Origin of the sequence: Streptomyces sp. P3 (genome assembly GCF_003032475.1) — a bacterium.
Taxonomy (GTDB): domain Bacteria; phylum Actinomycetota; class Actinomycetes; order Streptomycetales; family Streptomycetaceae; genus Streptomyces.
On the sequence record NZ_CP028369.1, the window covers coordinates 7,990,400 to 8,015,453 of the forward strand.

20 protein-coding genes and 1 pseudogene are annotated in these 25,054 nt (G+C 73.5%); 9 read left to right on the forward strand and 12 right to left on the reverse strand.

From position 1 onward, the window contains the following. The first annotated feature begins 305 nt into the window (after positions 1 to 305). Positions 306 to 1,502 carry a serine hydrolase gene (locus C6376_RS35245; protein ID WP_107447125.1) on the forward strand — a complete coding sequence of 399 codons (1,197 nt, stop codon included), beginning with the start codon at positions 306 to 308 and terminating at the stop codon, positions 1,500 to 1,502. A gap of 61 nt (positions 1,503 to 1,563) precedes the next feature. On the opposite strand, the gene C6376_RS35250 is transcribed toward C6376_RS35245, so the two are convergent. After that, entirely contained in the window at positions 1,564 to 1,920 is a 357-nt protein-coding gene (locus tag C6376_RS35250) for a hypothetical protein (protein WP_107447126.1), read from the reverse strand. A gap of 167 nt (positions 1,921 to 2,087) precedes the next feature. After that, positions 2,088 to 2,738, reverse strand: coding sequence for a TetR/AcrR family transcriptional regulator (locus C6376_RS35255; protein WP_107447127.1), 651 nt, complete (start codon positions 2,736 to 2,738; stop codon positions 2,088 to 2,090). A 58-nt stretch (positions 2,739 to 2,796) separates the two neighbouring features. Here C6376_RS35255 and C6376_RS35260 point away from each other — a divergent pair, with 58 nt between their 5' ends. Together C6376_RS35260 and C6376_RS35265 are read left to right on the forward strand one after the other, a co-directional pair. Continuing rightward, positions 2,797 to 3,483: a class II aldolase/adducin family protein gene (locus C6376_RS35260; RefSeq protein WP_107447128.1), complete on the forward strand. Its 687-nt coding sequence runs from the start codon at positions 2,797 to 2,799 to the stop codon at positions 3,481 to 3,483. Continuing rightward, on the forward strand, positions 3,480 to 4,409 hold the full coding sequence (locus tag C6376_RS35265; protein ID WP_107447129.1) for a carbohydrate kinase family protein: 930 nt from the start codon (positions 3,480 to 3,482) through the stop codon (positions 4,407 to 4,409). Before C6376_RS35260 ends, C6376_RS35265 begins: the two co-directional genes overlap by 4 nt. A 148-nt stretch (positions 4,410 to 4,557) precedes the next feature. Here the strand turns inward: C6376_RS35265 and C6376_RS35270 are convergent, their stop codons facing one another. Further along, the gene (locus C6376_RS35270; protein ID WP_107447130.1) at positions 4,558 to 7,176 is read right to left on the reverse strand and encodes a CHAT domain-containing protein; all 2,619 of its coding nucleotides are present in this window, start codon (positions 7,174 to 7,176) and stop codon (positions 4,558 to 4,560) included. 161 nt (positions 7,177 to 7,337) lie between these two features. On the opposite strand from C6376_RS35270, the gene C6376_RS35275 reads away from it, so the two are divergent. Genes C6376_RS35275 through C6376_RS35285 form a run of 3 tightly spaced genes read left to right on the forward strand, consistent with a single transcriptional unit; the run spans position 7,338 to position 9,917 of the window. Next, positions 7,338 to 8,759, forward strand: a complete 1,422-nt coding sequence (locus C6376_RS35275) for a S8/S53 family peptidase (protein WP_107447131.1) — start codon at positions 7,338 to 7,340, stop codon at positions 8,757 to 8,759. A gap of 7 nt (positions 8,760 to 8,766) precedes the next feature. Beyond that, positions 8,767 to 9,405: an RNA polymerase sigma factor gene (locus tag C6376_RS35280; RefSeq protein ID WP_173985794.1), complete on the forward strand. Its 639-nt coding sequence runs from the start codon at positions 8,767 to 8,769 to the stop codon at positions 9,403 to 9,405. Positions 9,406 to 9,410: 5 nt separating this feature from the next. Then, complete coding sequence (locus tag C6376_RS35285) at positions 9,411 to 9,917, forward strand: hypothetical protein (protein ID WP_107449371.1); 507 nt, start codon at positions 9,411 to 9,413, stop codon at positions 9,915 to 9,917. Positions 9,918 to 10,002: 85 nt separating this feature from the next. Here C6376_RS35285 and C6376_RS35290 read toward each other — a convergent pair whose 3' ends face one another. Next, positions 10,003 to 10,800: an N-formylglutamate amidohydrolase gene (locus tag C6376_RS35290; protein WP_107447133.1), complete on the reverse strand. Its 798-nt coding sequence runs from the start codon at positions 10,798 to 10,800 to the stop codon at positions 10,003 to 10,005. A gap of 84 nt (positions 10,801 to 10,884) precedes the next feature. On the opposite strand from C6376_RS35290, the gene C6376_RS35295 reads away from it, so the two are divergent. Then, complete coding sequence (locus tag C6376_RS35295) at positions 10,885 to 11,226, forward strand: DUF5713 family protein (RefSeq protein WP_107447134.1); 342 nt, start codon at positions 10,885 to 10,887, stop codon at positions 11,224 to 11,226. 97 nt (positions 11,227 to 11,323) lie between these two features. On the opposite strand, the gene C6376_RS35300 is transcribed toward C6376_RS35295, so the two are convergent. Beyond that, positions 11,324 to 13,543 (reverse strand): NADP-dependent isocitrate dehydrogenase, encoded by a 2,220-nt coding sequence (locus C6376_RS35300; RefSeq protein WP_107447135.1) that lies wholly within the window; start codon positions 13,541 to 13,543, stop codon positions 11,324 to 11,326. 208 nt (positions 13,544 to 13,751) lie between these two features. Here C6376_RS35300 and C6376_RS35305 point away from each other — a divergent pair, with 208 nt between their 5' ends. Then, a complete protein-coding gene (locus C6376_RS35305; protein WP_107447136.1) occupies positions 13,752 to 15,293 on the forward strand; it encodes a M1 family metallopeptidase in 1,542 nt (513 codons plus the stop codon). 15 nt (positions 15,294 to 15,308) lie between these two features. On the opposite strand, the gene C6376_RS35310 is transcribed toward C6376_RS35305, so the two are convergent. Together C6376_RS35310 and C6376_RS35315 are read right to left on the reverse strand one after the other, a co-directional pair. Further along, positions 15,309 to 16,406: a mechanosensitive ion channel family protein gene (locus C6376_RS35310; RefSeq protein WP_107447137.1), complete on the reverse strand. Its 1,098-nt coding sequence runs from the start codon at positions 16,404 to 16,406 to the stop codon at positions 15,309 to 15,311. A gap of 348 nt (positions 16,407 to 16,754) precedes the next feature. Next, the gene (locus tag C6376_RS35315; RefSeq protein WP_254076189.1) at positions 16,755 to 17,720 is read right to left on the reverse strand and encodes a lysylphosphatidylglycerol synthase domain-containing protein; all 966 of its coding nucleotides are present in this window, start codon (positions 17,718 to 17,720) and stop codon (positions 16,755 to 16,757) included. Positions 17,721 to 17,963: 243 nt separating this feature from the next. Between C6376_RS35315 and C6376_RS35320 the strand changes: the two genes are divergently transcribed. Beyond that, a complete protein-coding gene (locus C6376_RS35320) occupies positions 17,964 to 19,844 on the forward strand; it encodes an ABC transporter ATP-binding protein (protein WP_107447139.1) in 1,881 nt (626 codons plus the stop codon). Between the two features lie 97 nt (positions 19,845 to 19,941). Here C6376_RS35320 and C6376_RS35325 read toward each other — a convergent pair whose 3' ends face one another. The 5 genes and pseudogenes from C6376_RS35325 to C6376_RS35345 all read right to left on the reverse strand — a co-directional run bounded on the left by C6376_RS35325 (position 19,942) and on the right by C6376_RS35345 (position 25,052). Continuing rightward, entirely contained in the window at positions 19,942 to 20,664 is a 723-nt protein-coding gene (locus C6376_RS35325) for a gamma-glutamyl-gamma-aminobutyrate hydrolase family protein (RefSeq protein ID WP_107447140.1), read from the reverse strand. Further along, a complete protein-coding gene (locus C6376_RS35330; RefSeq protein WP_107447141.1) occupies positions 20,661 to 22,151 on the reverse strand; it encodes an aldehyde dehydrogenase in 1,491 nt (496 codons plus the stop codon). The genes C6376_RS35325 and C6376_RS35330 overlap by 4 nt, the downstream gene beginning before the upstream one ends. Before the next feature lie 139 nt (positions 22,152 to 22,290). Next, positions 22,291 to 23,748, reverse strand: a complete 1,458-nt coding sequence (locus C6376_RS35335) for an APC family permease (protein ID WP_107447142.1) — start codon at positions 23,746 to 23,748, stop codon at positions 22,291 to 22,293. 191 nt (positions 23,749 to 23,939) lie between these two features. Then, positions 23,940 to 24,163 (reverse strand): annotated as a pseudogene (locus tag C6376_RS35340) (TetR family transcriptional regulator); the annotation flags it as partial. A gap of 43 nt (positions 24,164 to 24,206) precedes the next feature. Continuing rightward, positions 24,207 to 25,052, reverse strand: a complete 846-nt coding sequence (locus C6376_RS35345; RefSeq protein ID WP_107447143.1) for a fumarylacetoacetate hydrolase family protein — start codon at positions 25,050 to 25,052, stop codon at positions 24,207 to 24,209. Between the last annotated feature and the right edge of the window lie 2 nt (positions 25,053 to 25,054).

The following is a 25,054-nucleotide window of genomic DNA, read 5'->3' on the forward strand; positions in this document are numbered from 1 at the left end:
GGCGGCGACCGGACGGCGGACGGCGGTGCCGGGCCGCCGTGTGCGCTCGGCCCGAGTCGTGTGCGCTCTGCGGTGAGACGGGTCTTGACGTGAGCCGGGCGGCTGCCAAGACTGGGCTGACTCCGCAGTCGAGCCGGTCCTCGGGAGGTCGTCGGCCGGCTTGGCTGCGTGGTCCCGGCAGGCGCGCCGGGGCGGCCCGGTGACCGGGCAGTCGGCGCAGGCCTCGTCCTCCGTCCGGGGCCGTGGCGCGGGTGTCCGGAGTGTTGACGGCCGGCCCGTTGCGACAATCAGCCCATAGTGCGCGTATGACGCGTACCCGTACGGCGCTGCTGTGCGCCGCCGCCCTCCTCGCCTCGACCCTGCAGACCGCGGTCGCGGCCGCCGTCCCCGATCGCCAGGACCACGCCTGCACCACGACTCGTGACCCGCGGGGTCAGGCACGCGAGGTCCTCGACATCGTCCGCAGGGCCAAGAAGGAGCTCGACCTCGAGGCGGCCCTCGTCAAGGTCACGGTCGGCGGCCGTGACCTGGTCACGACCGCCGTCGGCGAGTCCATGACGGGCGTCCCCGCCACCCCCGCCATGCACTTCCGGACCGGCTCGGTCGGCATCGCCTTCATGGGCACCGTGCTGCTGCAGCTCGTGGAGGAGGGCCGGGCGGACCTCGACGACCCGGTGTCCAGGTGGCTGCCGCGCCTACCGCACGGCGACCGGATCACCCTGCGCATGCTCGGCGACTCCACCTCGGGCCTGCACGACTACGTCACCGACCCGGTCTTCCTCAGGAAGCTCTACGCCGACCCCTGGCGGCACTGGACCCCGAAGGAGGTCGTCGGGATCTCCCTGAGCCACCCCCTGTGGTACGCGCCGGGCACGAACTGGAGCTACTCGCACGCCAACTTCGTCCTCCTCGGCCGCGCCCTGGAGAAGATCTCCGGCACCCCGCTCGACCGCCTGCTGAGCAGGCGCGTCTACCGTCCGCTCGGCCTGCGCAACACCCGCGGCGGCGACACCGCGGTCATCCCGAAGCCGGTGCTGCACGCCTACGACGACGAGCGCGGCACCTACGAGGAGTCCACCTACTGGAACCCGTCCTGGACCACCGCGCCCGGCGCCGTCATCACCCAGGACGTCTGCGACCTCGCCCGCTCCGGACAGGCCGTCGGCTCGGGTGAGCTGCTCTCGCGACAGTCCTTCCGCACCCAGCTGAACCCGGGCACGGTCGGCCTCGGCCACCCGACCGCCACCTGCCCCGCGACGGTCTGCCTGCCCATGACCGAGGACTTCCACTTCGGCCTCGGCGTCGTCGTCAAGAACGGCTGGGTGCTCCAGAACCCGTCCTTCTTCGGCTACGCGGCCGTGATGGCGTACGAGCCGCACAAGCGGCTGTCCATCGCCGTGTCCACGACGGTGGGCCGCAACGCGCCCGGCGGCAACAACTCCCAGACGATCACCGAGCGGATCGCGAAACTGCTGGACCCGCGGCACCCGCTCGGCGCCTGACCGCCCGCGCTCGAGCGGCCGGGGCCCCGTCCTCCTTACCCTGGACGGGGCCCCGGCCGTGTCACGAGAACGTGTGGACCAGCTGGATCTCGCCCACGATGTGCGCGTTGAACTCGGGCAACTCCTCGGCCGGAACCCACAGTTCGAGAATCGTCCGGCCGCCGGCCCGCTGCACCGGATATCGGCGCAGGAACTCCGTGTCGACCTCGAACCGGGTGACGTGCCCGGCGCCGTCGTGCTTGACGTTCCAGTCCCGGGCGATTCTGACCGCGTAGTCCTCGTTGAGCACCGGATAGAAGATCGGCTGCTCCGGGAGCCGGGGCGGCCAGGCGCGCCACTCGAGCTCACGCACCAGCTCGAGTTCCCCGGGGCCGGTGGGACGCCAAAGGGTCGTGGTGTCTCGGTGCTGCCTGGTCACGGGAGTCTCTTCGCTTCCTGGTCGAGCAGACCGCCGGTGCGGTCTGCTGACGCCCGACGGTATCCGCCGTCCCGCCACGCGGGCAGGCGGTTTTTCCCGCTGCCGGCGCGGGCCGCCCGTCACCGTACGCGCGTGCCTGCTCCCCAGCCGCGCCGTCCCCGCCCTCGTCATGCCCCGGCGTGCCGGGTCGTGATCTCCGTGAGGTAGGCGCGCAGCATCGTCTTCGCCTCGTCGAGCAGGAGCGCGTCCCCCTCCGGGGAGCGGCGGAACGCCTCCTGGGCGAGGGCGTCGGCGGCGAGTAGCGCGGCGTGGCCCGCCCTGGCCAGTGCCCCGTCGTCGCCGGCCACGTCCAGGGCGGCCAGGACCCGGCGGACCCCGTCGGCCATCCGCGCCTTGTGCTCGCGGTCGGCGGCCCGGGTCCGCTCGGTCAGCCCGCTGCCGAACCACAGCGCGCGGAAGCCGTGTTCGGTCCGGTACACCTCGGCGTACGTGTCGACCAGGACGCCCACCGGGTCGTCCCACCGTTCCCGCGCCGCGGCCCGGACCAGGTCGTCCATGACGCCCTCCAGCCGGGCGAAGTACCCCGTGGCGAGGGCGTCGATGATCGCGTTGCGGTCGGGGAGGTACTGGTACAGCGAGCCGACCGACACCTTCGCCTCCGCCGCCACCCGGGTCGTGGTGAGCGCCTCGACGCCCTCGTCCACCAGGATGCGCTCGGCGGCCTCCAGCATCAGCGCCAGACGTGCCCTGCTGCGCGCCTGCCTGGGGGTGCGGCGCAGGGGAACGCCGCCGTCGGGACCCGCGGTCGCCTGGACCAAGGAACTGCCTCCAAATCTGAACGTGACTTTGTTTCATGTTTACGCTACCTTCGCGCCCATGACCGCCTCAAGCGCGACGCCGGGCAGGGAGCGGACCGCCGTGGCGGACGCCTGTCGGCGCCTGGGGGCCGAAGGCCTCCTCATCGGCACGGCAGGGAACGTGAGCGTACGCGTCGAGGACCGGGTCGCCGTCACCGCGACCGGCGCCGTCCTCGCCGACCTCACCCCGGACCAGGTGACCGTGGTCGACCTGGACGGCAAGGTCGTCACCGGGGACCTGCAGCCGACCTCGGAGCTGGAGCTGCACCTCGGCGTCTACCGCCGCTACGGAGCGGGCGCGGTCGTCCACACGCACGCCCCGATGGCCACCGCCCTCTCCTGCGTGCTTGACGAACTGCCGTGTATCCACTACCAGTTGCTCGCGCTCGGCGGCACGGTGCGGGTCGCGCCGTACGCCACGTTCGGCACGCCCGAACTCGCCGAGTCCGTGCTCGACGCGCTCGACGGCCGCAGTGCCGCCCTGATGGCCAACCACGGCGCGCTCACCCACGCCCCGACCCTCGGCAAGGCCGTCGAGAACGCGCTGCTCCTCGAATGGGCCTGCGGCGTCTACCAGCGCGCGGCGGCCATGGGCCGGCCGCGCGTTCTTGACGAACAGCAGCAGCTCGCGGTCGTCGAGGCCGCGATCGCCCGGAACTACGGCGCCACCCACCCCGTTCCACCCGCGCAGGAGGAAGTCCGATGAAGGTCGTCACGATGGGCGTGCACGTACTCGACGTACTGGTGCGTCCGGTGCAGGAGATACCCGAGGGCCAGGGCGCGACCCTGGTGGACGACATCCGGATGACGGCCGCCGGAACCGCCGGCGGCACCGCGCTCACCCTCGCCAAACTGGGCGCCGAGGTGCGCACGGCGGGTGCCGTCGGCTCCGACCCGACCGGCGACATGCTGATCCAGCTGCTGAAGCGGGGCGGCGTCGACACCGGGTTCCTGGTCCGCCGCACCGACACCGCCACCTCCGCGAGCGTCCTGCCGATCCGGCCGAACGGGGACCGTCCCTCGCTGCACCTGCTCGGCGCGAACATCACGTACGGCCCCGACGACGTCCCCTGGGACGCCCTCGCCGAGGCGACCCATCTGCACCTCGGTGGCCCGGAGCTGATCGGCGTCGACGCGGCGGCGCGCATCCTGTCGTACGCCGGGGAACACGGCGTCGTGACCTCCGTGGACCTGCTCGCCCCCGGAGTCCTCGGCAGCTTCGAGCAGATCGAGGCGGCCCTGCCGCACATCGACCATCTGCTGCCCAACGAGGACCAGGTGCTCGGCTTCACCGGCGAGAGCGACCTGCTCACGGGCGCCCGGAAGCTGCTGGCCGCCGGCGTGGGCGTCGTCGCCGTCACGCGCGGCGGGAAGGGCGCGCTCGTGGTGACGGCGGACGGCGCGGAGCCGGTGCCCGCCTTCGAGGTCGACGTCGTCGACACCACCGGATGCGGCGACGCGTTCTCGGCGGGCTACCTCAGGGGCGTCAGCCTGGGCCGCACGCCGGGCGACGCCGCCGTCCTCGGCAGCGCCGCCGCCGCACTCGTCGCCCAGGGACTCGGCAGCGACCACGGCGACTTCGACCTCGCCGCCGCCGACGAGTTCGCCGCGACGCACAAACCCCGCCAGTGAGCTGAGCGCGCACGCGCACCGAGGACGCCGGAGGGGGCGGGCCGGAGCGCGGTGGGGCGGACCGGGACGGGAGGAGGCGGGGGAGGGACGGCTCGGACGGGGCAGGGCCGTGACCTCCGGGCGCGACGGCTCTGCCGCGGGGGCCCGTTCACGCTGCGCCGAACGCCGTGAACGCCCAGCCCGTCGCCTGGTGCAGGGCGTCTCCCGGGAGCGCGGCCCGCGCGTCCCGCAGGGCCTCGGCGAGGGACAGACCGCGGCGCAGGCCCTCGTGCAGGGCCAGCATCAGGGGGACGACCGCCGCGTCGTTGACCGGAGCGCTGCTCGCGATCACTCCCGCCGTGCCGAGCGGCAGCAACGCCGTGACCAGACCGAGGAGTTCGTCCGCGCCGACCGAGGCGAGCCGGGCGGTGTCGCAGCTGGAGAGGATGATCCGGTACGGGCTGCGGGCCAGTCGCTCGAAGTCGTGGACGATCAGCGGCCCGTCCGCCATGCGCAGCGAGGAGAACATGGGGCTGTCGGCGCGGAACGTGCCGTGCGCGGCGATGTGCGCCAGCGCCGCCCCGTCCAGCTCCGCCAGCACCCGCGGCACCCGGGCGTCCTCGTGCTCCAGCACGACGGGCGCGCCGTACCGCCCGGCGACCTCCGGGACCTCCGCACCGCAGGTGGCCAGCCCCGGCCCGCGCACGAGGACGTGCCGTCCGTCCGGGGGCGGCTCCGTCTCCCGGGCCCGCAGCCAGCCGCTCGCCGACGGCGACACGCTGACCACCCGCTCGCGCAGCGCCGGCAGCAGCGCCCACGGCACCCGGTGCAACCGGGCCGGCGGCACCACCACGACCGGGCCCGGCCCCAGCCGCCCGGACGCTTCGCCGAGGAGCAGCTCCTCCAGCCGCCGTCCCATCGCCTCCACCACCGGCAGCCGCCCCTCCGCGCCCGGATGGGCCAGCCGGCGCAGCCCGGCCTGGACGTGCTCGGCCTCCCGCTCCGCGTCGGCCAGCAGCCCGCCCGCGAACCGGCGCACCCGCCCGCCCCCGCACAGCAGCACCTGCACCCGGCCGTCCAGCACGGCCAGTTCGACCAGCCGCCCCTCGCCGAGCCGGTCCAGCAGCCGCCCGGTGTCGAACCGGCCGCCGCCGAAGCGGTCGCCACCCCAGGGCGCGACCCCGCGGATGTGCAGGGTCCGGGAGCGGATCTCCCGTTCCAGCCGCCGCTGTTCGCGTTCCAGCGCCGGCACCGGCCGGCCGTCCCGGCGGGCGGCCTCCGCACGGGAGGCGATCACCCGGAAGGCGGTGAGTCCGCTCAGCAGCGCCGGATCGGCCGGCGGCCGGGTCGGCGGCGTGGAAAGCGCCGTGGCCCGCCAGCGCTCGCTCCACGCCAGCAGTTGCCGCGGGCCGCCCCGCTCCAGGCTGAACTGCTGGGCCAGTGAGGCCAGTTCGGCGCCCCGCGCGCTCGCGCGGGCCCGCAGCTCCGAGGCCCCCAGTGTCGTGCGGTGGTCGTCGAGGACGTCGAGGCCGCGGCGGCACGCCTCCAGCACGCCCCGGCCGGAGCCGGTGGCCCGCGCCCACAGTGCCTGGGCCGCCCAGCCCGTCACCCGGGCCAGCGGCGGACCGCTGCGCCGGCTGCGCGCCGCGATCCGCAGATACCGCTCGGCGTCCGCGGCCCAGCCGAGGTCCAGCGCGATCCGGCCCGCGAGCAGCCAGGCCTCCGGCGCGGCGGGCGCCTGGAACGCCGCCAGCCGCTCGGCGAGCCGGGCGGCGTCCGCGACCAGCCGGCCCGACCTGCGTCCGGTGGCCGCCCGGCCCTCGATCAGCACGAGCCGCGCGTGCGCCTCCCACCAGGTGCGCCGCTGTCCCGCGAAGAGCCGCTCGGCCACGGCCGCGCGGGCGGTCGCCGTCCCCGGATCGTCCGCCAGCCGGGCCGCCCGCGCGGCCGTCAGCAGCAGCTCCGCCTTGCGGGTGGACTGTCCGCCGATCCCGTCGAGCACGCCGATCGCGGTATCCGCCTCGGCCAGCGCCTCCGGTGCGAGACCGGCCGCCATCAGGACCTCGCAGCGGCGGATGGCGAGCATGAACGTCGGCGTGCCGAGCTTGGCGTACCGTTCCTGCGCCTCGTCGAGGAGCCGTAGTGCGGCCGGCACGTCCCCCGAGTGGAACGCGGCCAGCCCCCGGCTCTCCACCGCGTCCGCCTTGTCGTGTTCCTGGCCGGTGGTGTCCCACAGCGCCTCGGCCGCGGTGAAGTCGGCCTCGGCCCGCTCCACCGCCCCGAGGGCCAGATGCACGGTGGCCCGCAGGGTGCGGGCGCGCGCCGTCCAGATCACGTCGCCCGCCTGACGCAGCACGGGTATCGCCCGGCGGACGTCCTCCAGCGCCTCGCGATGACGGCCGAGCACCCACAGGGAGTAGGCACGCCGGTAGAGCACGCGGGCGCGGGTGTGGCCCGTGCCGCGGGCGACGCCCCGCTCGAACGCGGCCAGCCCCTGCCGGGTGCGGCCCGCGTGCACCAGCGCCACGCCCAGCGTGCCGAGGACGTCGGCCTCGCGCTCGGCCGAGTCCGAGCGGGCCGCCAGGTCCCGGGCGCGGCGCAGATGGTCGAGGGCGAGACGGACGTCCCCCCAGTCCCGCTGCCAGATGCCGATGACCTGGTGGGCGACCGAGGCGTGCAACGGCGTCGGATCGGTGGCGAGCACTGCCTCCGCCCGCGACAACGCGTCGCCCGGGGCGGCGAAGACCATCGGCAGCAGTTCGAGAACCGAGTCGTTTCCCGCTGTCACCCCAGGGATGGTAGTGCTCGGGGCCGCACACCACACCGGTTCGTGACGAAGGGGCGTGCGGCCGCAACCGCACCACCCTCGTCCGCCGTCGCACCACGTGTATCAGACGAGGGCCTCGCGGCTCACTCTGACGACCACCGGCCTGCAGGGGAGGACATGCCATGGCACCGCAGCGTTTCCACGAGCAGTTCGACCAGATCCAGCGTTCGCTGCCCGACGTCCCGTTGGCGATGGGCCCGGACGACTCCGCCGAGTTCATCTACGAGAAGGGCGTCGTCCTGGCCCGGGACGGCGAGGAGGCCCAGGTCGTCGAGGACGCCGTCCGCACGCACTTCACCGCGACCGAGGGCCTCGTCCCCGACCATGTGCGCCGCGCGGGCCCGCAGGCCAACCGGTCGGGTATCACCCGTATCCGGGTCGGCGACCCGGGCGAGGGCGGCCGCGCCGCCGACCACGCCGTCGCGGGGGCGTTGCGCGCGCTGCGGGAGACGGAGGGCCGGGCGGGCCGCCGACTGGTCAGCCGCAACCACGTGGTGTCGATCGCGGTGAACGCCTGCCCGGGCGACGAGCCGGTGCCCGCGCCGCGCACCGGGCCGGCCAACCCCGGCGCCGCGGGGACGGCGTACGACCCGGCGCGCGCCGTCGGTGTCCTCGTCGTCGACACCGGCCTCACCCACGACTACCGCTCCTACCCGCTGCTGGCGCACACCGAGGGCGACCTCCAGGTCACGGAGACCGACGAGGACGGCGTGCTCCGGCAGTACGTCGGTCACGGCACGTTCATCGCCGGGCTCGTCGCGGCCGTCGCGCCGAACACCGATGTCACCGTGCGCGGCACGCTCAACGACGCGGGCGCGATCCTGGAGTCCGAGTTCGGCGAGAGACTCTTCGACGCCGTCGAGGACGGCTGGCCCGACATCCTCAGCCTCTCCGCGGGCACCTCCAACGGCCGCGTCGACGGTCTGCTCGGCGTCGCCGCGTTCATGGACGAACTCCGTGCGCATCACACCCTGTTGGTCGCGGCCGCCGGCAACAACGCCAGTGCGGCGCCGTTCTGGCCGGCCGCCTACGCCGCCCTGCCCGAACACGCCGACGCGGTCCTGTCGGTGGGCGCGCTGCGCGGCGACGGCGCGTTCGGCGCGTGCTTCAGCAACCACGGCCCCTGGGTGAAGGCGTACGCCCCCGGTGAGCGGCTGGTCAGCGCCTTCACCGGCTTCGGCGCGCCCGTCCCGTACGTCTACCAGCACTCCACCTACGAGGCCTGCCGCTACGGCTTCTCGTACGCCTGCACCTGCCGGTCCCCGCGCCACACCGGGGTGTTGAGCGAGGCGCGGCAGGCCGCCCCGGGCAAGCCGGACCAGGTGATGTTCGAGGGGCTCGCGTCCTGGAGCGGTACGTCCTTCGCGACCCCCTTGGCCGCGGGCCTCGTCGCCGCCCACATGACCGCGAACCAGCTGACCGACCCCCGGGCCGCGGCCCGCCAACTGCTGGCGGGCAACGCCGAGTTCGCCGAGGTGCGGGGCGTCGGCGTGCCGGCCCTGCTGCCGCCCACCTGGCGGCCGGTCCCGGTCGGTCCCGCGTGAGGGCCTCATGACGTCCGGGACGCACCCCGCCACGGCGTACGATGACAGGCCGTACACGAGGGGTGGGACGGTGGACCGTACTGAGGTCGGCGCGCTCGTCCAGTCCGCCGTCGACGGCGACGCGGCGGCCTGGAAGGGGCTGGTGGACGGGCTGAGCCCCCTGGTGTGGGCGGTGGTGCGCGCCCACCGGCTGTCGGACGCCGACGGGCACGAGGTGTACCAGACCGTCTGGTTCCGCTTCGCCCAGCATCTCGGGCGGATCCGCGAGCCGCACAAGGCGGGGTCCTGGCTCGCGAGCACCGCCCGCAACGAGTGCCTGAAAGTGATCAAGGGTTTGCGGCGGCTGACCCCGACCGACGATCCCCACCTGCTCGACCGGGCCAGCGAGGACCGCACGCCCGAGCAGTCGGTGCTGGACTCGGAGGAGGCGGCCGCCCAGGGCGAGCGCGTGCGGTTCCTGTGGCAGGAGTTCGAGGCGCTCGGCGAACGCTGCCGGCAACTGCTGCGGGTGCTGATCGCCACGCCGCCGCCCAGCTACCAGGAGGTGTCGGCGGCCCTGGGCATCGCCGTGGGCAGCATCGGCCCGATGCGCCAGCGGTGTCTGCGCCGCCTGCGCGCCCGACTCGACGCACGGGGAGCTCGGTGAACGCCATGAACGGCATGGACCAGGTGGACGACGGCGAGCCGGACGACTTCTTCGGGGACGTCCCCCTCGTCGACGAGGAGCTCGACCACGACCGGACGGAGGAGGAACTCCGCGGTGCCGCCGCCGTCCTGGACCCGGTGCCGGCCGAGCTGAGGCGGGCCGCCGTCGAGGCCTACGCGCTGTACGACCTGGACGCGCGGATCGCCGAGCTGACCTTCGACTCGCTGGTCGACGCCGTCCCGGTGCGGGGGGCGGTGGACGTGCCGCGGATGCTGACGTTCCACTCGGACGGGCTCACCGTCGACGTCGAGGTGACCGAGGACGGGCTGCTCGGACAGCTGCTGCCGCCGCGGCCCGCGTCGATCGAGGTGCTGCACGGCCCCCGGGCCGGCGCCGCGCTCACCGCCGACGGCCTGGGCCGCTTCGCCTGCGCCGCGCCGCCCGCCGGCCCGTTCGCCCTGCGGCTGCGGACCGGCGGGGACGTGGTCGTCACGGAGTGGCTGCGGGCCTGAGGCCTTCGCCCGCGGGCCGGTGGTGCCAGGACGGCGGGGCGGGGACGGCGGTGCGGGGCGGGTCGTACGGGCCGGCCGGTGGCGCTCAGCCGGTGACGGCGTCCACGAGAGCCGCCAGCGCCGAGGCGAGCCGGGTGAGTCCCGGGCCGGCCGGGCCGCCCGGCTCGCTCATGTACGTGTCCCGGCGGATCTCCACCATCAGCGCGCTCACCCGGGGGTCCTTCCCGTAGTACGCCAGGGGTACGTACGTCCCGGCGAACGGACTGTCGAGGCCCGTGCCGCCGATCTCCCCGAACGCCGTGCGCGCGGCCGCGGCCAGCTCCGCCGGGGTGTGGAAGCCGTCGGTGCCCAGGCACACCGCCGGCCGAGGCCCGTCACCGTGCAGCTCGTAGGGGAGCGGCGCGGCGGGGTACGAGTGCACGTCGATGACGACGACCCGTCCGACGGCCGCGAGCCGTTCGCCGACGGCGTCGGCCATCGCCCGCGCGTACGGCCGGAAATAGCGGGCGAGCAGCGGTTCGGGGTCGGCGTCCTCGGGCCGCAGCGGCTCGCGGTGCGTGGTCCGGGTGTAGACGGCGCCCATGCCGACGGCCCGCATCTCCTCCCGCTCGTCCGGGAACCGTTCCGGGTCGACGACCAGACGCGACAGCCGGTTCACGAACCGCCAGGGGGCCGCCCCCGCCAGCCGGGCCGCCTCCTCGGCGATCCGCTCGGTGTGCGCGTCGGTGATGTGGTCCAGCTCCCGCTCCAGCGCCCCGTCGCCCAGCACGATGCCCGCCCGCACCTCGGCCGGTATCTCCCGCGCCGAGTGCGGCACATGGAGGATCACCGGCGATCCGGCGGCGCCGGGAAGGAACGCGAAGGACGGTACGGCGGAGGTCATGAGGCTGCTCCAGGGCGTTGTCAGTGGCGTGGTGCATGATCGGAGACGCCATCAGAGCATGGCGGGGAACCGAGGGGGAGCGGCATGGCGGCGACGAACGAGCAGGTGGCGGAGCACGCGTTCCTGAAAGGGCTGTACCGGGACGGCTATTACCCGGATCACCTGGTGGACCGGGGCAGGGAGATCCTGCTGCGGCTGTGCGAGCGCGTCGAGGCCGAGCGGCCCGCCGGTCTCGACGCGCTGTACGCCCTCACCCAGGCCGCCACCGAGGAGTTCAACGCCCTGCAGGACGCCTTCTGGGAGGCGGGCAGCGAGATCGAGACCGTGGCCCGGGAGGAGATAGCCGGGGACTTCTGGTTCGTCGCCCGGTCCTACGGCTTCGCGGACGCGGACGTGGAGAAGCTGATCGCCACCCGGGACTGGTGACACCGCGCCGCGACCGGTGAACGTGCCGCGCCCCGGCCGGTCGGTGCCGGTCGGGGCGCGGTGGGTGCCGTACGGGTGCGGCGCTCGGCCGCGTGCGTCAGCTCAGCGAGGCGAGGGCCTCGTTCCAGGTGGCCGACGGGCGCATGACCGCCGCCGCCTTGGCCGGGTCGGGCTGGTAGTAGCCGCCGATGTCGGCCGGCTCGCCCTGCGCGGCGATCAGCTCGTCGACGATCGTCTGCTCGCTCGCGGCGAGCGTCTCGGCGAGCGGCGCGAACGCCTTCGCCAGGTCCGCGTCGTCGGTCTGCGCGGCCAGCTCCTGCGCCCAGTACAGGGACAGGAAGAAGTGGCTGCCGCGGTTGTCGATGCCGCCGACGCGGCGGGTCGGGGACTTGTCCTCGTTGAGGAAGGTCGCCGTGGCGCGGTCGAGGGCGTCGGCGAGGACCTTGGCGCGGGTGTTGCCGGTGGCCGTCGCGAACTGCTCGAGGGAGGGCACCAGCGCGAAGAACTCGCCGAGGGAGTCCCAGCGCAGGTAGTTCTCCTTGACCAGCTGCTGGACGTGCTTGGGCGCGGAGCCGCCGGCGCCCGTCTCGAACAGGCCGCCGCCCGCCATCAGCGGGACGACCGACAGCATCTTGGCGCTGGTGCCCAGCTCCAGGATGGGGAAGAGGTCGGTCAGGTAGTCGCGCAGCACGTTGCCGGTCACCGAGATGGTGTCCTCGCCGCGGCGGATGCGCTCCACCGACAGCTTGGTGGCGTCGACCGGGGCGAGGACGCGGATGTCCAGGCCCTCGGTGTCGTGCTCCGCCAGGTAGGTGTTGACCTTGGCGATCAGGTTGGCGTCGTGCGCGCGGGTCTCGTCCAGCCAGAACACGGCCGGGTCGCCGGTGGCGCGGGCGCGGGTGACGGCCAGCTTCACCCAGTCCCGGATCGGCGCGTCCTTGGTCTGGCAGGCGCGGAAGACGTCGCCCTCGGCGACCGGCTGCTCGATGAGGACGTTGCCGGCCGCGTCGACCAGACGGACCGTTCCGGCGGCCTTGATCTCGAAGGTCTTGTCGTGCGAGCCGTACTCCTCGGCCTTCTGCGCCATGAGGCCGACGTTCGGGACGGAGCCCATGGTCGACGGGTCGTACGCGCCGTGCGCGCGGCAGTCGTCGAGCACGGCCTGGTAGACGCCGGAGTAGGAGGAGTCAGGCAGGACCGCGAGGGTGTCGGCCTCCTGGCCGTCCGGGCCCCACATGTGGCCGGAGGTGCGGATCATGGCCGGCATCGAGGCGTCGACGATGACGTCGGACGGCACGTGCAGGTTGGTGATGCCCTTGTCGGAGTCGACCATCGCCAGGGTCGGGCCCTCGGCGAGCTCGGCCTCGAAGGAGGCCTTGACCGCGTCGCCCTCGGGCAGCGACTCCAGGCCCTTGAGGATGCCGCCGAGGCCGTCGTTGGGGGACAGGCCGGCCGCGGCCAGCGTCGCGCCGTACTGCTCGAAGGTCTTCGGGAAGAACGCGCGCACCACGTGACCGAAGATGATCGGGTCGGAGACCTTCATCATGGTGGCCTTCAGGTGCACCGAGAACAGCACGCCCTCGGCCTTGGCGCGGGCGATCTGCGCGGTGAGGAACTCGCGCAGCGCGGCCACGCGCATCACGGAGGCGTCGACGACCTCGCCCTCGAGGACCGGTACCGACTCGCGCAGGACCGTGGTGGAGCCGTCCTCGGCGACCAGCTCGATCCGCACCGAACCGGCCTCGGAGATCACCACGGACTTCTCGGTGGAGCGGAAGTCGTTCTCGCCCATGGTCGCGACGTTGGTCTTGGACTCCGACGACCAGGCGCCCATGCGGTGCGGGTGGGTCTTGGCGTAGTTCTTGACCGACGCGGGGGCGCGGCGGTCGGAGTTGCCCTCGCGCAGGACCGGGTTCACGGCCGAGCCCTTGACCTTGTCGTAACGGGCCTGGATGTCCCGCTCCTCGTCGGTCTTCGGGTCGTCCGGGTAGGCCGGCAGCGCGTAGCCCTGGGCCTGCAGCTCGGCGACCGCGGCCTTGAGCTGGGGGATCGACGCCGAAATGTTCGGCAGCTTGATGATGTTGGCCTCGGGCGTCTTCGCCAGCTCGCCGAGCTCGGTCAGCGCGTCCGGGATCCGCTGGTCCTCGGTCAGGTACTCCGGGAACACGGCGATGATGCGTCCGGCCAGCGAGATGTCCCGCGTCCGGACCGGGACACCCGCCTGCGAGGCGTACGCCTGGACCACCGGCAGGAACGAATACGTCGCCAGGGCCGGGGCCTCGTCGGTGTGCGTGTAGATGATGGTCGAGTCAGTCACCGGGTGCTCCGCTCCACGTCTGCAACATTGCTCGACATCAAGATATCTCGTGCTCGGGTCCGGCTCGACAGGGGTCTCCTCACATCCGGGACGGCCGAGGTGTCCGCCGGATGCAACCGAATCCGCCGTTTCCGCGGTCAAGCAGGTAGATCCTCGACCTGATCCGACGGCCGGACCGACCACCCGGCCGCCCGAGCGAAAGCGGACCATGAGATATCGCAGCAGAGTGACGGCCCCGGCGGCCGCCCTGATCGGCACGGCAGCAGTCCTGGCCGGGGGAACCACGGCTCACGCGGACGGGAAGCCCGACGACGCCCCCGCCCCCGAGACGCTCGCCGACCCCGTCTTCCCGAACCTGGGCAACGGCGGCTACCGCGTCGCCGCCTATCACCTCGACGTCTCCTACGACGCGACGACCACCCTCGTCGACGCCACGGCCACCCTGGACCTGCGCACCACGCAGGCCCTCACCCGGTTCTCCCTCGACTCCCTCGGCCTCGACATCCGCACGGTCCGCGTCGACGGCCGCCCCGCCGCCTTCGAGCAGGCGGACGAGAAGCTGCGGATCACGCCCGCCCGGCCACTGCGCGCACGCGAGCGCGCCACGGTGTGCGTGACGTACTCGGCCGACCCGCGCCGCGCCCTCGCGCACACCGCCTGGGTCCCGACCCCGGACGGGTTCGCGATATGCCCCCAGCCGGACGCGGCGCACACCGTGTTCCCCTGCAACGACCACCCGTTGGACAAGGCGGACTTCACCTTCCGCCTCACCGTGCCCGCCGCGCTGCGGGCCGTTGCGAACGGCTCGCTGGTGTGCACCGAGAACCTGGCCGGCGACCGGACCGCGTACACCTACCGCTCCCGTTCGCCGATGGCCACCGAGCTGGTGCAGATCACGGTCGGCGACTACGTCGTCAAGGAGCGCCAGGGACCGCACGGGCTGCGCCTGCGCGACGTCGTGCCGGTCGCCCGCGCCGAGGCCCTGGAGCCGGCTCTCGCCCTCACCCCGGGCCTGGTCGAGTGGCTCGAGGCCCGGCTGGGCGCCTACCCCTTCGAGACGTACGGACTGCTGCCCTGCAACTCCGACGCCCCGAACGCCTTCGACTTCACCGGCCTCGAGACGCAGACCCTCACGCTCTACAAGCCGAACTTCCTGCTGCAGGCGGAGCCGAAGATCGGCTCGCACATGATGCACGAGCTGGTCCACTCCTACTTCGGCAACAGCGTCAGCCCCGCCACCTGGGCCGACCTGTGGATCAACGAGGGCCACGCCGACTTCTACGGGCTGCTCTACCGCTACGAGCGCGGCTGGGCGGACTCCCTGGGCCTGACCACCTTCGAGGCCCGGATGAAGGACACCTACGCGCGCGGCGACCAGTGGCGCAGGTCCTCCGGCCCGGTCGCCGCGCCGAACGCCGCCAACCTCTTCGACAGCCAGCGCTACCTGGGCGGCGTCCTCGTCCTGTACGCGCTGCGCCGGCTCATCGGCGAGGACGCCTTCCACGCGGTCGAGCGGGCCTTCCTGGCCCGCTACCGCGACTCCTCGGCGTCGACGGAGGACTACATCGCCGTCGCCTCCCAGGTCGGCGGGCAGGACGTCTCCGGCTTCCTGCGCGACTGGCTGTACGGCACGACGACACCGAGGATGCCCGGTCACCCGGACTGGACGGTCACCCCGGTGCCGCCGTCCCTCACCGCGCCGCGCCGCCTGCCGGACGCGCGTCGGCACGAGAACTCGGCCACGCTCTGACCCGAGCGGCCGCCGTCAGTCGTGCAGGGCGGACATCTCGCCCTGCACGGCCTCGTCGCCGGTCCGCTGCTGCGGGATGACGACGGCGCCCGACTGCAACGCCACCGTGCGGGCGGGCGCCGGGATCCGGATGCCCTCCTCGCGGTAGCGGCGGTGCAGCCGCTTGATGAACTCGTGCTTGATCCGGTACTGGTCGCTGAACTCGCCGACGCCCAGGATCACGGTGAAGCCGATCCGCGAGTCGCCGAAGGTGTGGAAGCGGATCGCGGGCTCGTGTTCCGGCAGGGCGCCGTCCACTCCCGTCATGACCTCCGCGATGACCTCCGAGGTCACCCGCTCCACCTGCTCCAGGTCGCTGTCGTAGGCCACGCCCACCTGCACCAGGACCGTCAACTGCTGCTCGGGGCGCATGTAGTTGGTCATGTTCGTCTTCGCGAGCTGCCCGTTGGGGATGACGACCAGGTTGTTGGAGAGCGCGCGCACGGTCGTCTGACGCCAGTTGATGTCCTCGACGTAGCCCTCCTCGCCGCTGCTCAGCTTGATGTAGTCGCCGCGCTGGACGGTCTTGGAGGCGAGGATGTGGATGCCCGCGAAGAGGTTGGCGAGGGTGTCCTGAAGGGCGAGCGCGACCGCCAGACCACCGACGCCGAGGGCGGTGAGCAGGGGCGCGATGGAGATGCCCAGCGTCTGCAGCATCACCAGGAAGCCGATCGCCAGGACCAGGATGCGGGTGATGTTCACGAAGATGGTGGCCGACCCGGCGACGCCGGAGCGCGACGACGTCACCGTCTGCACCAGTCCTGCGACCACCCGCGCCGCCGACACGGTCACCACGAAGATCAGCAGCACTGTCAGACACTGGTTGACGGTGTGCTGGACCGCCTTGGTCAGCGGCAGCACCGCGGCCGCGGCCGCCGCGCCGCCGGCGATCGCGGCCCACGGCACGACGGTGCGCAGCGCGTCCACGACGACGTCGTCGCCGCTCCACTTCGTGCGTTTGGCGTGCTTCGCCAGCCAGCGCAGCACCGTGCGCGACAGAAAGGCCGTCAGCAGACCGGTGGCCAGGGCGATTCCGGCGAGGACGCCGTCGTCGAGGGTCAGCGCGCGGTTCACCGGTCACCTCCGGGAAGTCGATCCGCGGCCGACGCGGCCGCCGACGGCCGGATGTGAAGTCTCGTCACGATGTCACCTGTTCGGTTCCGGGGAGTGCGATGGCGCCCCCGCCCGGTCGGGCACCCGGGGGCGCGACCGCTCCATCCTGCCGTATCCGGCACGGCGGTTCGTACCGGAGGAGCCGGCCGCGACGGCGGGATCGCGCCGCTCGGGCGAGGCACCCGGCCGCGGCCGGGAGGAGTCGGACGGGCCCGCGGTCACGGACGGCCGAAAACGTTCCGGCGCGCTGACGCGTGCGCGCCGCGACGGTGTGCGCGGGCGGGCGGCGGGCCGCCGTGGGCGACCGGCTCAGACGATCTTCATGCGCACCAGTGCCGCGAGCGTCAGCGCGCCCGGCACCAGCGGCAGCCACACCGTGATGATGCGGTAGCCGAGGACCACCGCGGTGGCGACCGCCACCGGCCCGCCCGCCGCCACCAGCGCCACCACCAGCGCCGCCTCCACCGATCCGATCCCGCCCGGCGTCGGCACCAGCGCGACGGCCACCGTGGCCGCCACGTACGCGACCGCCATGTGCGCCGCGGGCACCGGCAGGTGCAACGCCCGCCCCACGGCGGCGAAGCCGGCCGCCTGCAGCAGCGGGAACGCCAGCGAACCGCCCCACAGCGCCAGCGCCCGGGCGGGCCGGGAGTGCACCGAACGCGCCTCGCCGAGCGCGGTCCGCAGGAACGAGCACACCGCCGACCGCAGCCGCCGCACGCAGGCGAGCGCGCCCGCCGCGACCAGCGCCACCGTCGCGAGCGCGGCGAGCAGCGGGCCGAACGCCCCGCCGGGCAGCAGGGGGCCGAGCCGCAGCGCGTCCGGGAAAGCGAGCAGCAGCGCGGCCAGCAGGCCCACCCGGGCCACGCCCTCCGCCAGCAGGTACAGCGCGAGGGCCGCCGAGGAGCGGGCCAGCGGCACCCCGCACACCGACATGAACCGCAGGTTGACCGCGCCGGCGCCCAGCCCCGTCGGCAGCAGGTGGTTGGCCGCGCCCGCCGCGAACTGCGCCGCCAGCAGCCGCCGTCCGGGCAGCCGCTGCACGACCGCGCCCTGCCGGGTGACGGCCGCCGCCACCCAGGTCAGACAGGTCGCGCCGGCCGCGGCCAGCAGCCAGGGCGCCTCGGCGCCGCGCAACTGCGCCACCCCGTCGGCCAGTACGGACCGGTGGCGCACCGCGACCACGGTGACCAGCAGGAGCGGAAGCAGACACAGGAGCTGACGCACCGGCAGCCGCCGGGCCGCTCCGACGGGGGCGAGAGGAACCGCTGTCACACCCGCCGAGGGTTCCCGAACGGGGACAACCGCCGGTTTCACCAGCGTGGATGGAACATTGCTCACGGTCATCGGGGCCTTCGTGTTCGGGGGCGTCGTGCGCACAGCGCCCGTGCCGGGGGCCTTCGGGCAGGCGGTCTTCGGGTCGGCGCCCCCGACGGGGTCGGAGGCGTGCGGACGGGCGGACGTCGGAAAGGACTTGACCTCAATAATGCTTGAGGTTCTACGGTCGGTCCCATGAGCATGGACGCGATCGCCATGACGCAGCTGTACAGCGTCATGAACAGCCAACAGGAACGCCGCCCCTTCGACCGCGCGACACTGCGCCGCATCGGCGTGTTCGCCCGACCGCACCGCCGCCGCATCGCGCTGTTCGTCGTGCTGGGGGTGCTGACGGCACTGCTGGCCGTCGCCACCCCCGTCCTCGCCGGGAAGGTCGTCGACGCGATCGTGTCGCACGGCGACCCGGGCACCGTCGTGCGGCTGGCGCTGCTCATCGCGGGCATCGCGGTGCTGGAGGCGGCGCTCGGCATCCTGGGCAGGAGGCTGTCGGCGACGCTCGGGGAGGGGCTCATCCTGGATCTGCGCACGGCCGTGTTCGATCATGTGCAGCGGATGCCGGTCGCGTTCTTCACACGTACCCGTACGGGAGCGCTCGTCTCCCGACTCAACAACGACGTCATCGGAGCGCAGCGCGCGTTCAGCAACACGCTCTCCGGAGTGGTCTCCAACCTGGTCACCCTGGTGCTCACCCTCGCCGTCATGCTCACCCTCTCCTGGCAGGTCACGCTGCTCGCGCTGGTCCTGCTGCCGGTGTTCGTGATCCCGGCGCGGCGGATGGGCAGGCGGATGGCCGGCATGCAGCGGGAGGCGGCCGCGCTCAACGCGTCGATGGGCACCCGGATGACCGAGCGGTTCTCCGCCCCCGGGGCCACGCTGGTCAAACTGTTCGGCCGCCCCGAGGAGGAGTCGGCCGAGTTCGCGGCCCGCGCGGCCCGGGTGCGCGACATCGGAGTCCGCACCGCCACCGCCCAGTCGGTCTTCATGACCGCCCTGACCCTCGTCTCCGCGCTGGCCCTCGCCCTGGTCTACGGCCTCGGCGGCCACCTCGCGCTGAAGGGCTCCCTCGAACCGGGCGCGGTCGTCGCCCTCGCCCTGCTGCTCACGCGCCTCTACGCCCCGCTCACCTCGCTCGCCGGGGCCCGCGTCGAGGCGATGAGCGCGCTGGTCAGCTTCGAGCGGGTCTTCGAGGTGCTCGACCTCAAGCCGCTGATCGAGGAGAAGCCGGACGCCCGCGAGGTCCCCGAGGGCCCGGTCTCCGTCGAGTTCGACGACGTACGCTTCGGCTACCCGTCCGCCGACAAGGTCTCCCTCGCCTCCCTGGAGGAGGTCGCCGTCCTGGACTCCCGCGGCGGCGCCGAGGTCCTGCACGGCGTCTCCTTCCGCGCCGACCCGGGGCAGACCGTCGCCCTCGTCGGCTCCTCCGGCGCCGGCAAGTCGACGATCGCCCAGCTCCTGCCGCGCCTCTACGACGTCGACGAGGGCGCCGTCCGCATCGGCGGCGTGGACGTCCGCGACCTGAGCGCGAGCTCCCTGCGGGCGACCCTCGGCATGGTGACCCAGGACGGCCACCTGTTCCACGACACCGTTCGGGCCAACCTCCTGCTCGCCCGCCCGTCGGCCACCGAGGACGACCTGTGGGACGCGCTGCGCCGCTCCCGCCTCGACGACCTCGTGCGCTCCCTGCCCGACGGTCTCGACACCGTCGTCGGTGAACGCGGCTACCGGCTCTCCGGCGGCGAACGCCAGCGCATGACCATCGCCCGGCTGCTGCTGGCCGGCCAGCGCGTCGTCATCCTCGACGAGGCCACCGCCCACCTCGACAACACCTCCGAGGCGGCCGTCCAGGAGGCCCTCGCCGAGGCGCTCGCGGACCGTACGGCCGTCGTCATCGCGCACCGGCTGTCCACCGTCCGCGCCGCCGACCTGATCCTCGTCGTCGAGGCCGGCCGGGTCGTGGAGCGCGGCGACCACGAGCAACTTCTGGCGGCCGGCGGACGGTACGCGGAGCTGTACCGGACCCAGTTCGACGAGCCCGCCACGACCGAGGCGGTCGTCCTGTGACACGCCGGTGAGCGACAGTGTGCGGCCGCCGGGCCCGGGCCCGGCGGCCGCTGTCGCGTGGCGGTGGCGGCCCGGACCGACGAGCGCCGGGCCGGCGTCAGCGACCTTCCCGGGCGGCCCGGACGAGGGCGTCGAAGAGGCCCTGCTGCGCGGGATCCTCCTGAGCGGTGTCCTCGGGATGCCACTGGACGGCCGTGAACCACCCCTGTCCCGACGGGAGTTCGAGGCCCTCCACGGTGCCGTCGGCGGCGCGCGCGGTGACCGTGAGGCCCTCGGCGACGCGCTCCACCCGCTGGTGGTGGTAGCAGGAGGCGTCGACCTTCCCGGCGTCGACGGCCCGCTCCAGCAGCGAGCCGCTCCGCACCGCCACCGGGTGCACGACATGCCGGTGTTCGCGCTCCGGGCCGCCCATGTCCTGTTCCAGTGAGCCGCCCAGCGCGACGTTGACGACCTGCAGGCCCCGGCAGATCGCCAGCAGCGGCAGCCCCAGGTCCAGTGCGGTGCGGGCGACCCGCAGATCGAAGGCGTCCTGCAGCTCGTCGACGTCGTAGACGCTGTGGTGGGCGTCGGCGGCGCCGTAACGGTGCGGGGCGAGGTCGCCGCCGCCGGGGAGCAGGACGCCGTCGAAGCGGGCGAGGCGGGCGGCGACGTCCCGCTCGTCCTGGTCGGCGGGATGGAGGCCGGCCGGTTCGCCGCCGGCCCGCCAGACGGCCTCGACGAGGGCCCGGGCGTTGACCTCGGCGGCGTAGCGCAGCGCGGACGTGGTCGCGCTGAAGCGGGCGGGGATCGCGACGAGGGGACGTGGGGCCGGCGTCGTCACAGCTGGATCCAGGTGGTCTTGAGCTCGGTGTACTTCTCCAGAGCGTGCGCGGACTTGTCGCGTCCGTTGCCCGACTGCTTCATGCCGCCGAAGGGGACGGTCAGATCGCCCTCCTCGTAGCAGTTGACCCACACCGTCCCGGCCTTGAGGGCGCGCGAGACCTTGTGGGCGGTGGACAGGTCGGAGGTCCACAGGCCGGCGGCGAGGCCGTACTCGGTGGCGTTGGCCAGCCGCACCGCCTCCTCCACGTCGTCGAAGGTCAGCACCGAGAGCACCGGGCCGAAGATCTCCTCGCGGGCGAGGCGCATGCCCGGGTCCACCTGGTCGAAGACGGTGGGGTGCAGGTAGCTGCCGCCGGTGCCGGTCAGGGTGCGGGCGCCGCCGGCCCGCAGTCGCGCGCCCTGCCCGACCCCGGCGGCGATGTGGTCGAGGACGCGCTCCAGGTGCCCCTCGCCCACCAGTGCGCCCATCTCGGTCGCCGGGTCCAGGGGGTCGCCGACCCGCAGGTCACGGGCCCGGGCGGCGATCGCCTCGGTGACGCGTTCGGCGACGGAGGAGTGCACCAGCAGCCGGGACGGGGCGGTGCACATCTCGCCCTGGTTGAAGAAGATGCCCCAGGCGGCGGTGGCGGCGGCCTTCTCCAGGTCGGGGGCGTCGGGAAGGATGATGTTCGGTGACTTGCCGCCCAGTTCCAGCCAGACGCGCTTGAGGTTGGAGTCGGCGGCGTAGCGCAGGAAGTGCCGGCCGACCGCGGTGGAGCCGGTGAACGCCAGCACGTCCACGTCGGGGTGCAGGCCCAGCGCCCGGCCAGCCGTCGGGCCGTCCCCGGCGACGACGTTGAGCACGCCCGGCGGCAGCCCCGCCTCGGTGGCGATCCGCCCCAGCATCAGCGCGGACAGCGGTGAGTTCTCCGACGGCTTCAGCACGACCGTGCAGCCCGCCGCCAGCGCCGGCGCGACCTTCCAGCTCGCCAGCGTCAGCGGGAAGTTCCACGGCACGACGGCGCCCACGACGCCGGTCGGCTCCCGGGTGACCAGCGCCAGCGCGTCCGGGGCGGCGTGCGGCGACTCGTCGGTCACCTTGTCCGCCAGCTGCCCGTACCAGCGGAAGGTGTTGATCGCCGCGCGCAGCTCGATCCCGTACGCGTCGGTGTACGGCTTGCCCATCTCCAGGCTGACCGTCAGGGCGAGGTCCGCCCGCCGTTCCTCGAGCAGTTCGGCCACGCGCAGCAGGATCCGGCCCCGCTCGGCGGGCGCGAGCCGCGGCCAGGGCCCGGAGTCGAAGGCCCGGCGGGCGGCGGCCACGGCCAGGTCGACCTCGGCTTCGCGCGCGTCGGCGACCTCGCCGAGGACCTGTCCGTCGCGGGGTGAGACGACGGTGAACACGGCGCCCGAACCCGGCTCGTCCGCCCCGTCGATGTGGTGGAGGGACGGCAGCCGCAGCTCCTTGGCGCGGCGCAGCAGATCGTCATGGGTGAGGGCCGGCATCTCGGCTCTCCTGTTCTCTACGCGGTCTGTGGAGGGGTGTGCGGGGCGGCCGACGGGCCGTGTTCCCCGGCCGGTGATCCGGGGCCGGCGGCGGCGTCCGGGGAGTGAGGCCGCCGCCGGCCGTTCACGGAACGCCGGTTCAGGCGGTGGCGGCGTGCCTGCCGCGGGTCAGCCGTGCCACGCACAGCCCGAGGACCAGCACCGCCGGGACGGTCAGCTGGAGCCAGACGGCCGTGCTCCGGTCGCCCCCGATGAGCGTGGTGAAGTTCTCGATGATCAGCCAGATGGCGCCGGCGATGCCGAGCGCGCCCAGCAGCGGCGCGACCAGCGTGTTCCACAGCCGGGTGTCGGCGCGGGAGCGGCGGAAGAAGACGACCACGGAGACGGACGTCAGGAAGTACAGGAGCATCATCGCCAGTACGGCGATTCCGCTGAACCAGGAGAACAGCGTCAGCACCGGGTCCTTGCCGAGCAGGGCGAACGGGACGACCAGCGCCGCCGCGATCACCGTCTGCACGGTGCCGGCCGCCCAGGGCGAGTGGCGCCGGTTGAGCCTGGTCAGCCGGCGCGGCAGCAGCCCCTCACGGCCGAGGGAGAACAGGTAGCGGTTGGCGGAGTTGTGGAACGCCAGGATGCCGGCGAACAGCGAGGTGGCCAGCAGGACGGGCAGCACGTCACCGGCCCAGGAGCCGAACAGGGCGGTGATCGGCGCGAACACCCACGTCGTCGCGTCACCGGACTCCAGCGCCTTGCCCGCCTCGGATGTCGCCGCGGACCCGCCGTGCGCCGAGACCAGCATCCACGAGGTGAAGGCGAAGAAGCCGGTGACCACCGCGACCGACAGATAGGTGGCGCGCGGCACGGTCCTGCGGGGCTCCCGCGCCTCCTCGCCGTAGATGGCGGTGGCCTCGAAGCCGAACATCGACGCCACGGCGAACATCAGCGCCACGCCGGGAGCGCCCTGGAGCGCGGCGTGCGGTGAGAAGCTCTCGCCGAAGCCGAGGCCCTCGGGGCCGCCGCCCTTGAAGAAGGTCACGAGGGCGAACACGATCAGGATGCTGAACTCCGCGAGGACGAAGACGGCCAGCAGCTTCGCGCCCATCTCGATCCCGGCCGCGCCGAGCACCTGGACGACCGCCATGGTGAGCAGCGTCCAGACCCACCACGCGAGGTGCACGTCGGTGTAGTACGCGACGAGGCCGCCGAGCGTCGCGCCGTAGAGCCCGTACATGGCGGCCTGGATGGCGCAGTAGGCGAAGAGGGCGACGGCGGCGCTGCCGGAGCCGGCCGAGCGGCCCAGGCCCTTGCCGATGTACGTGTAGAAGGCGCCGGCGTCCACCACGTGGCGGCCCATGGCGACGAAGCCGATGGAGAAGAGCAGGACCATGACGCCGGCGGCGAGGTACGCGGCCGGCGCGCCCGCCCCGTTGCCTATGGCGACGGCGATGGGGACGGCCCCGGCGATGCCGGTGAGCGGGGCCTGGGCGGAGAGGACGAAGAACAGGATGCCCGGGACGCCGAGGGAATCGGGCTTGAGCCTGCCTGCCGTGCTTGTGTCGTGCGAGGAGTGCGGGGCGACCGCCGTCTGACTGTCCACTCGGATCACCTGTCGGGACGGGAAGGGATGGGAGTTTGTTTTGAGCCAAACGAGTTGCCTCATCGTGGTCGCGCGCTATCCGTTTGGCAAGGCTCTGCGGAAAGATTTCCGCCCCGGCGCCGGAACGGGGGAGGCGTGCGGGCCGGATGACCATGTGGGTCGGATGGCCGCGCGCGGCCGGAGGGCTCCGCGTGGACGAGGGCCGCCTCGATCAGCGCGTCGCGGGAACCGAAGCGGTGCACGGCCGGACCGTGGGTGACCCGGCCTCCTCCACGACGGCCCGGTGGGTGAGCCTGCGCAGTCCGCCCCGCGCCGCCCCGCGCACGGAGGCCTTCAGCAGGGCCTCGCGCCCCTCGCCGCCGTGCAGTCGCTTCCTCGGCCGGTGGCCCGTCGGGGCGTCCGCGGAGTCGGTCATGCCGTGACCCTGCCCGCCGGCCCGGCAGCGCCCCTCGCGGGTGTCATCGCCGGGGCGGGCGGACGCCGCGGAACTCCCAGTCGCCGCCGAGCGCGGTGGACAGCACCTCCTCGGACTCGGTGGGCTGGGCGCCGACGTCGGCGCGGACCGCGGTCGGGCCGGTCACGACGTGGTTGGTGAGCCGCCCGAGGCCCTCCACCTCCACCTCCACGACGTCGCCGGGCCGCACGGGCCGCGAGTTGGCCGGGGTGCCCGACAACAGCACGTCGCCCGGGTAGAGGGTGATCGTGCGGGCGATGTCGGCGACCAGGTAGTGCATGTCCCACTGCATCTCGTCGGTCGAACCGTCCTGCACGACCTCGCCGTTGACGTACGTGCGCAGCCGCTTTCCGTGGAAGTCCCAGTCGGTGACCAGTCCCGGCCCGAGCGGGCACAGGGTGTCGGAGCCCTTCACCCGGAGCATGGAGCCGGCGTCGGTGTCGCGGAAGTCGTGCAGACCGTAGTCGTTGGCGACGGTGTATCCGGCGATGAACTCCCCGGCCTCGGCGGGCGAGATGTTGCGCGCGGTCCTGCCGATCACGATGGCGACCTCGCCCTCGTAGTTGAGCCACTTGCAGCCCTCCGGGCGGACGATCGCGCCCCGGTGGGAGTTCAGGGAGGAGGTCGGCTTGTGGAAGTACGTGGGGGTGGCCGGGAGGTCGATCCCGAACTCGTCCACGCGGCTTCGGTGGTTGAGATGGACGGCGATCACCTTCGACGGCACCACCGGTGGCAGGTGCTGCGCCTCCTCGGTCTTGACGCGACGGCCGTCGCCGGCGACGAGTTCGTCCCCGTCGACGGTGACCTGGACGGCGGCGCCGTCGAGGAGGATGCGGCGGTACTCGGGCATGG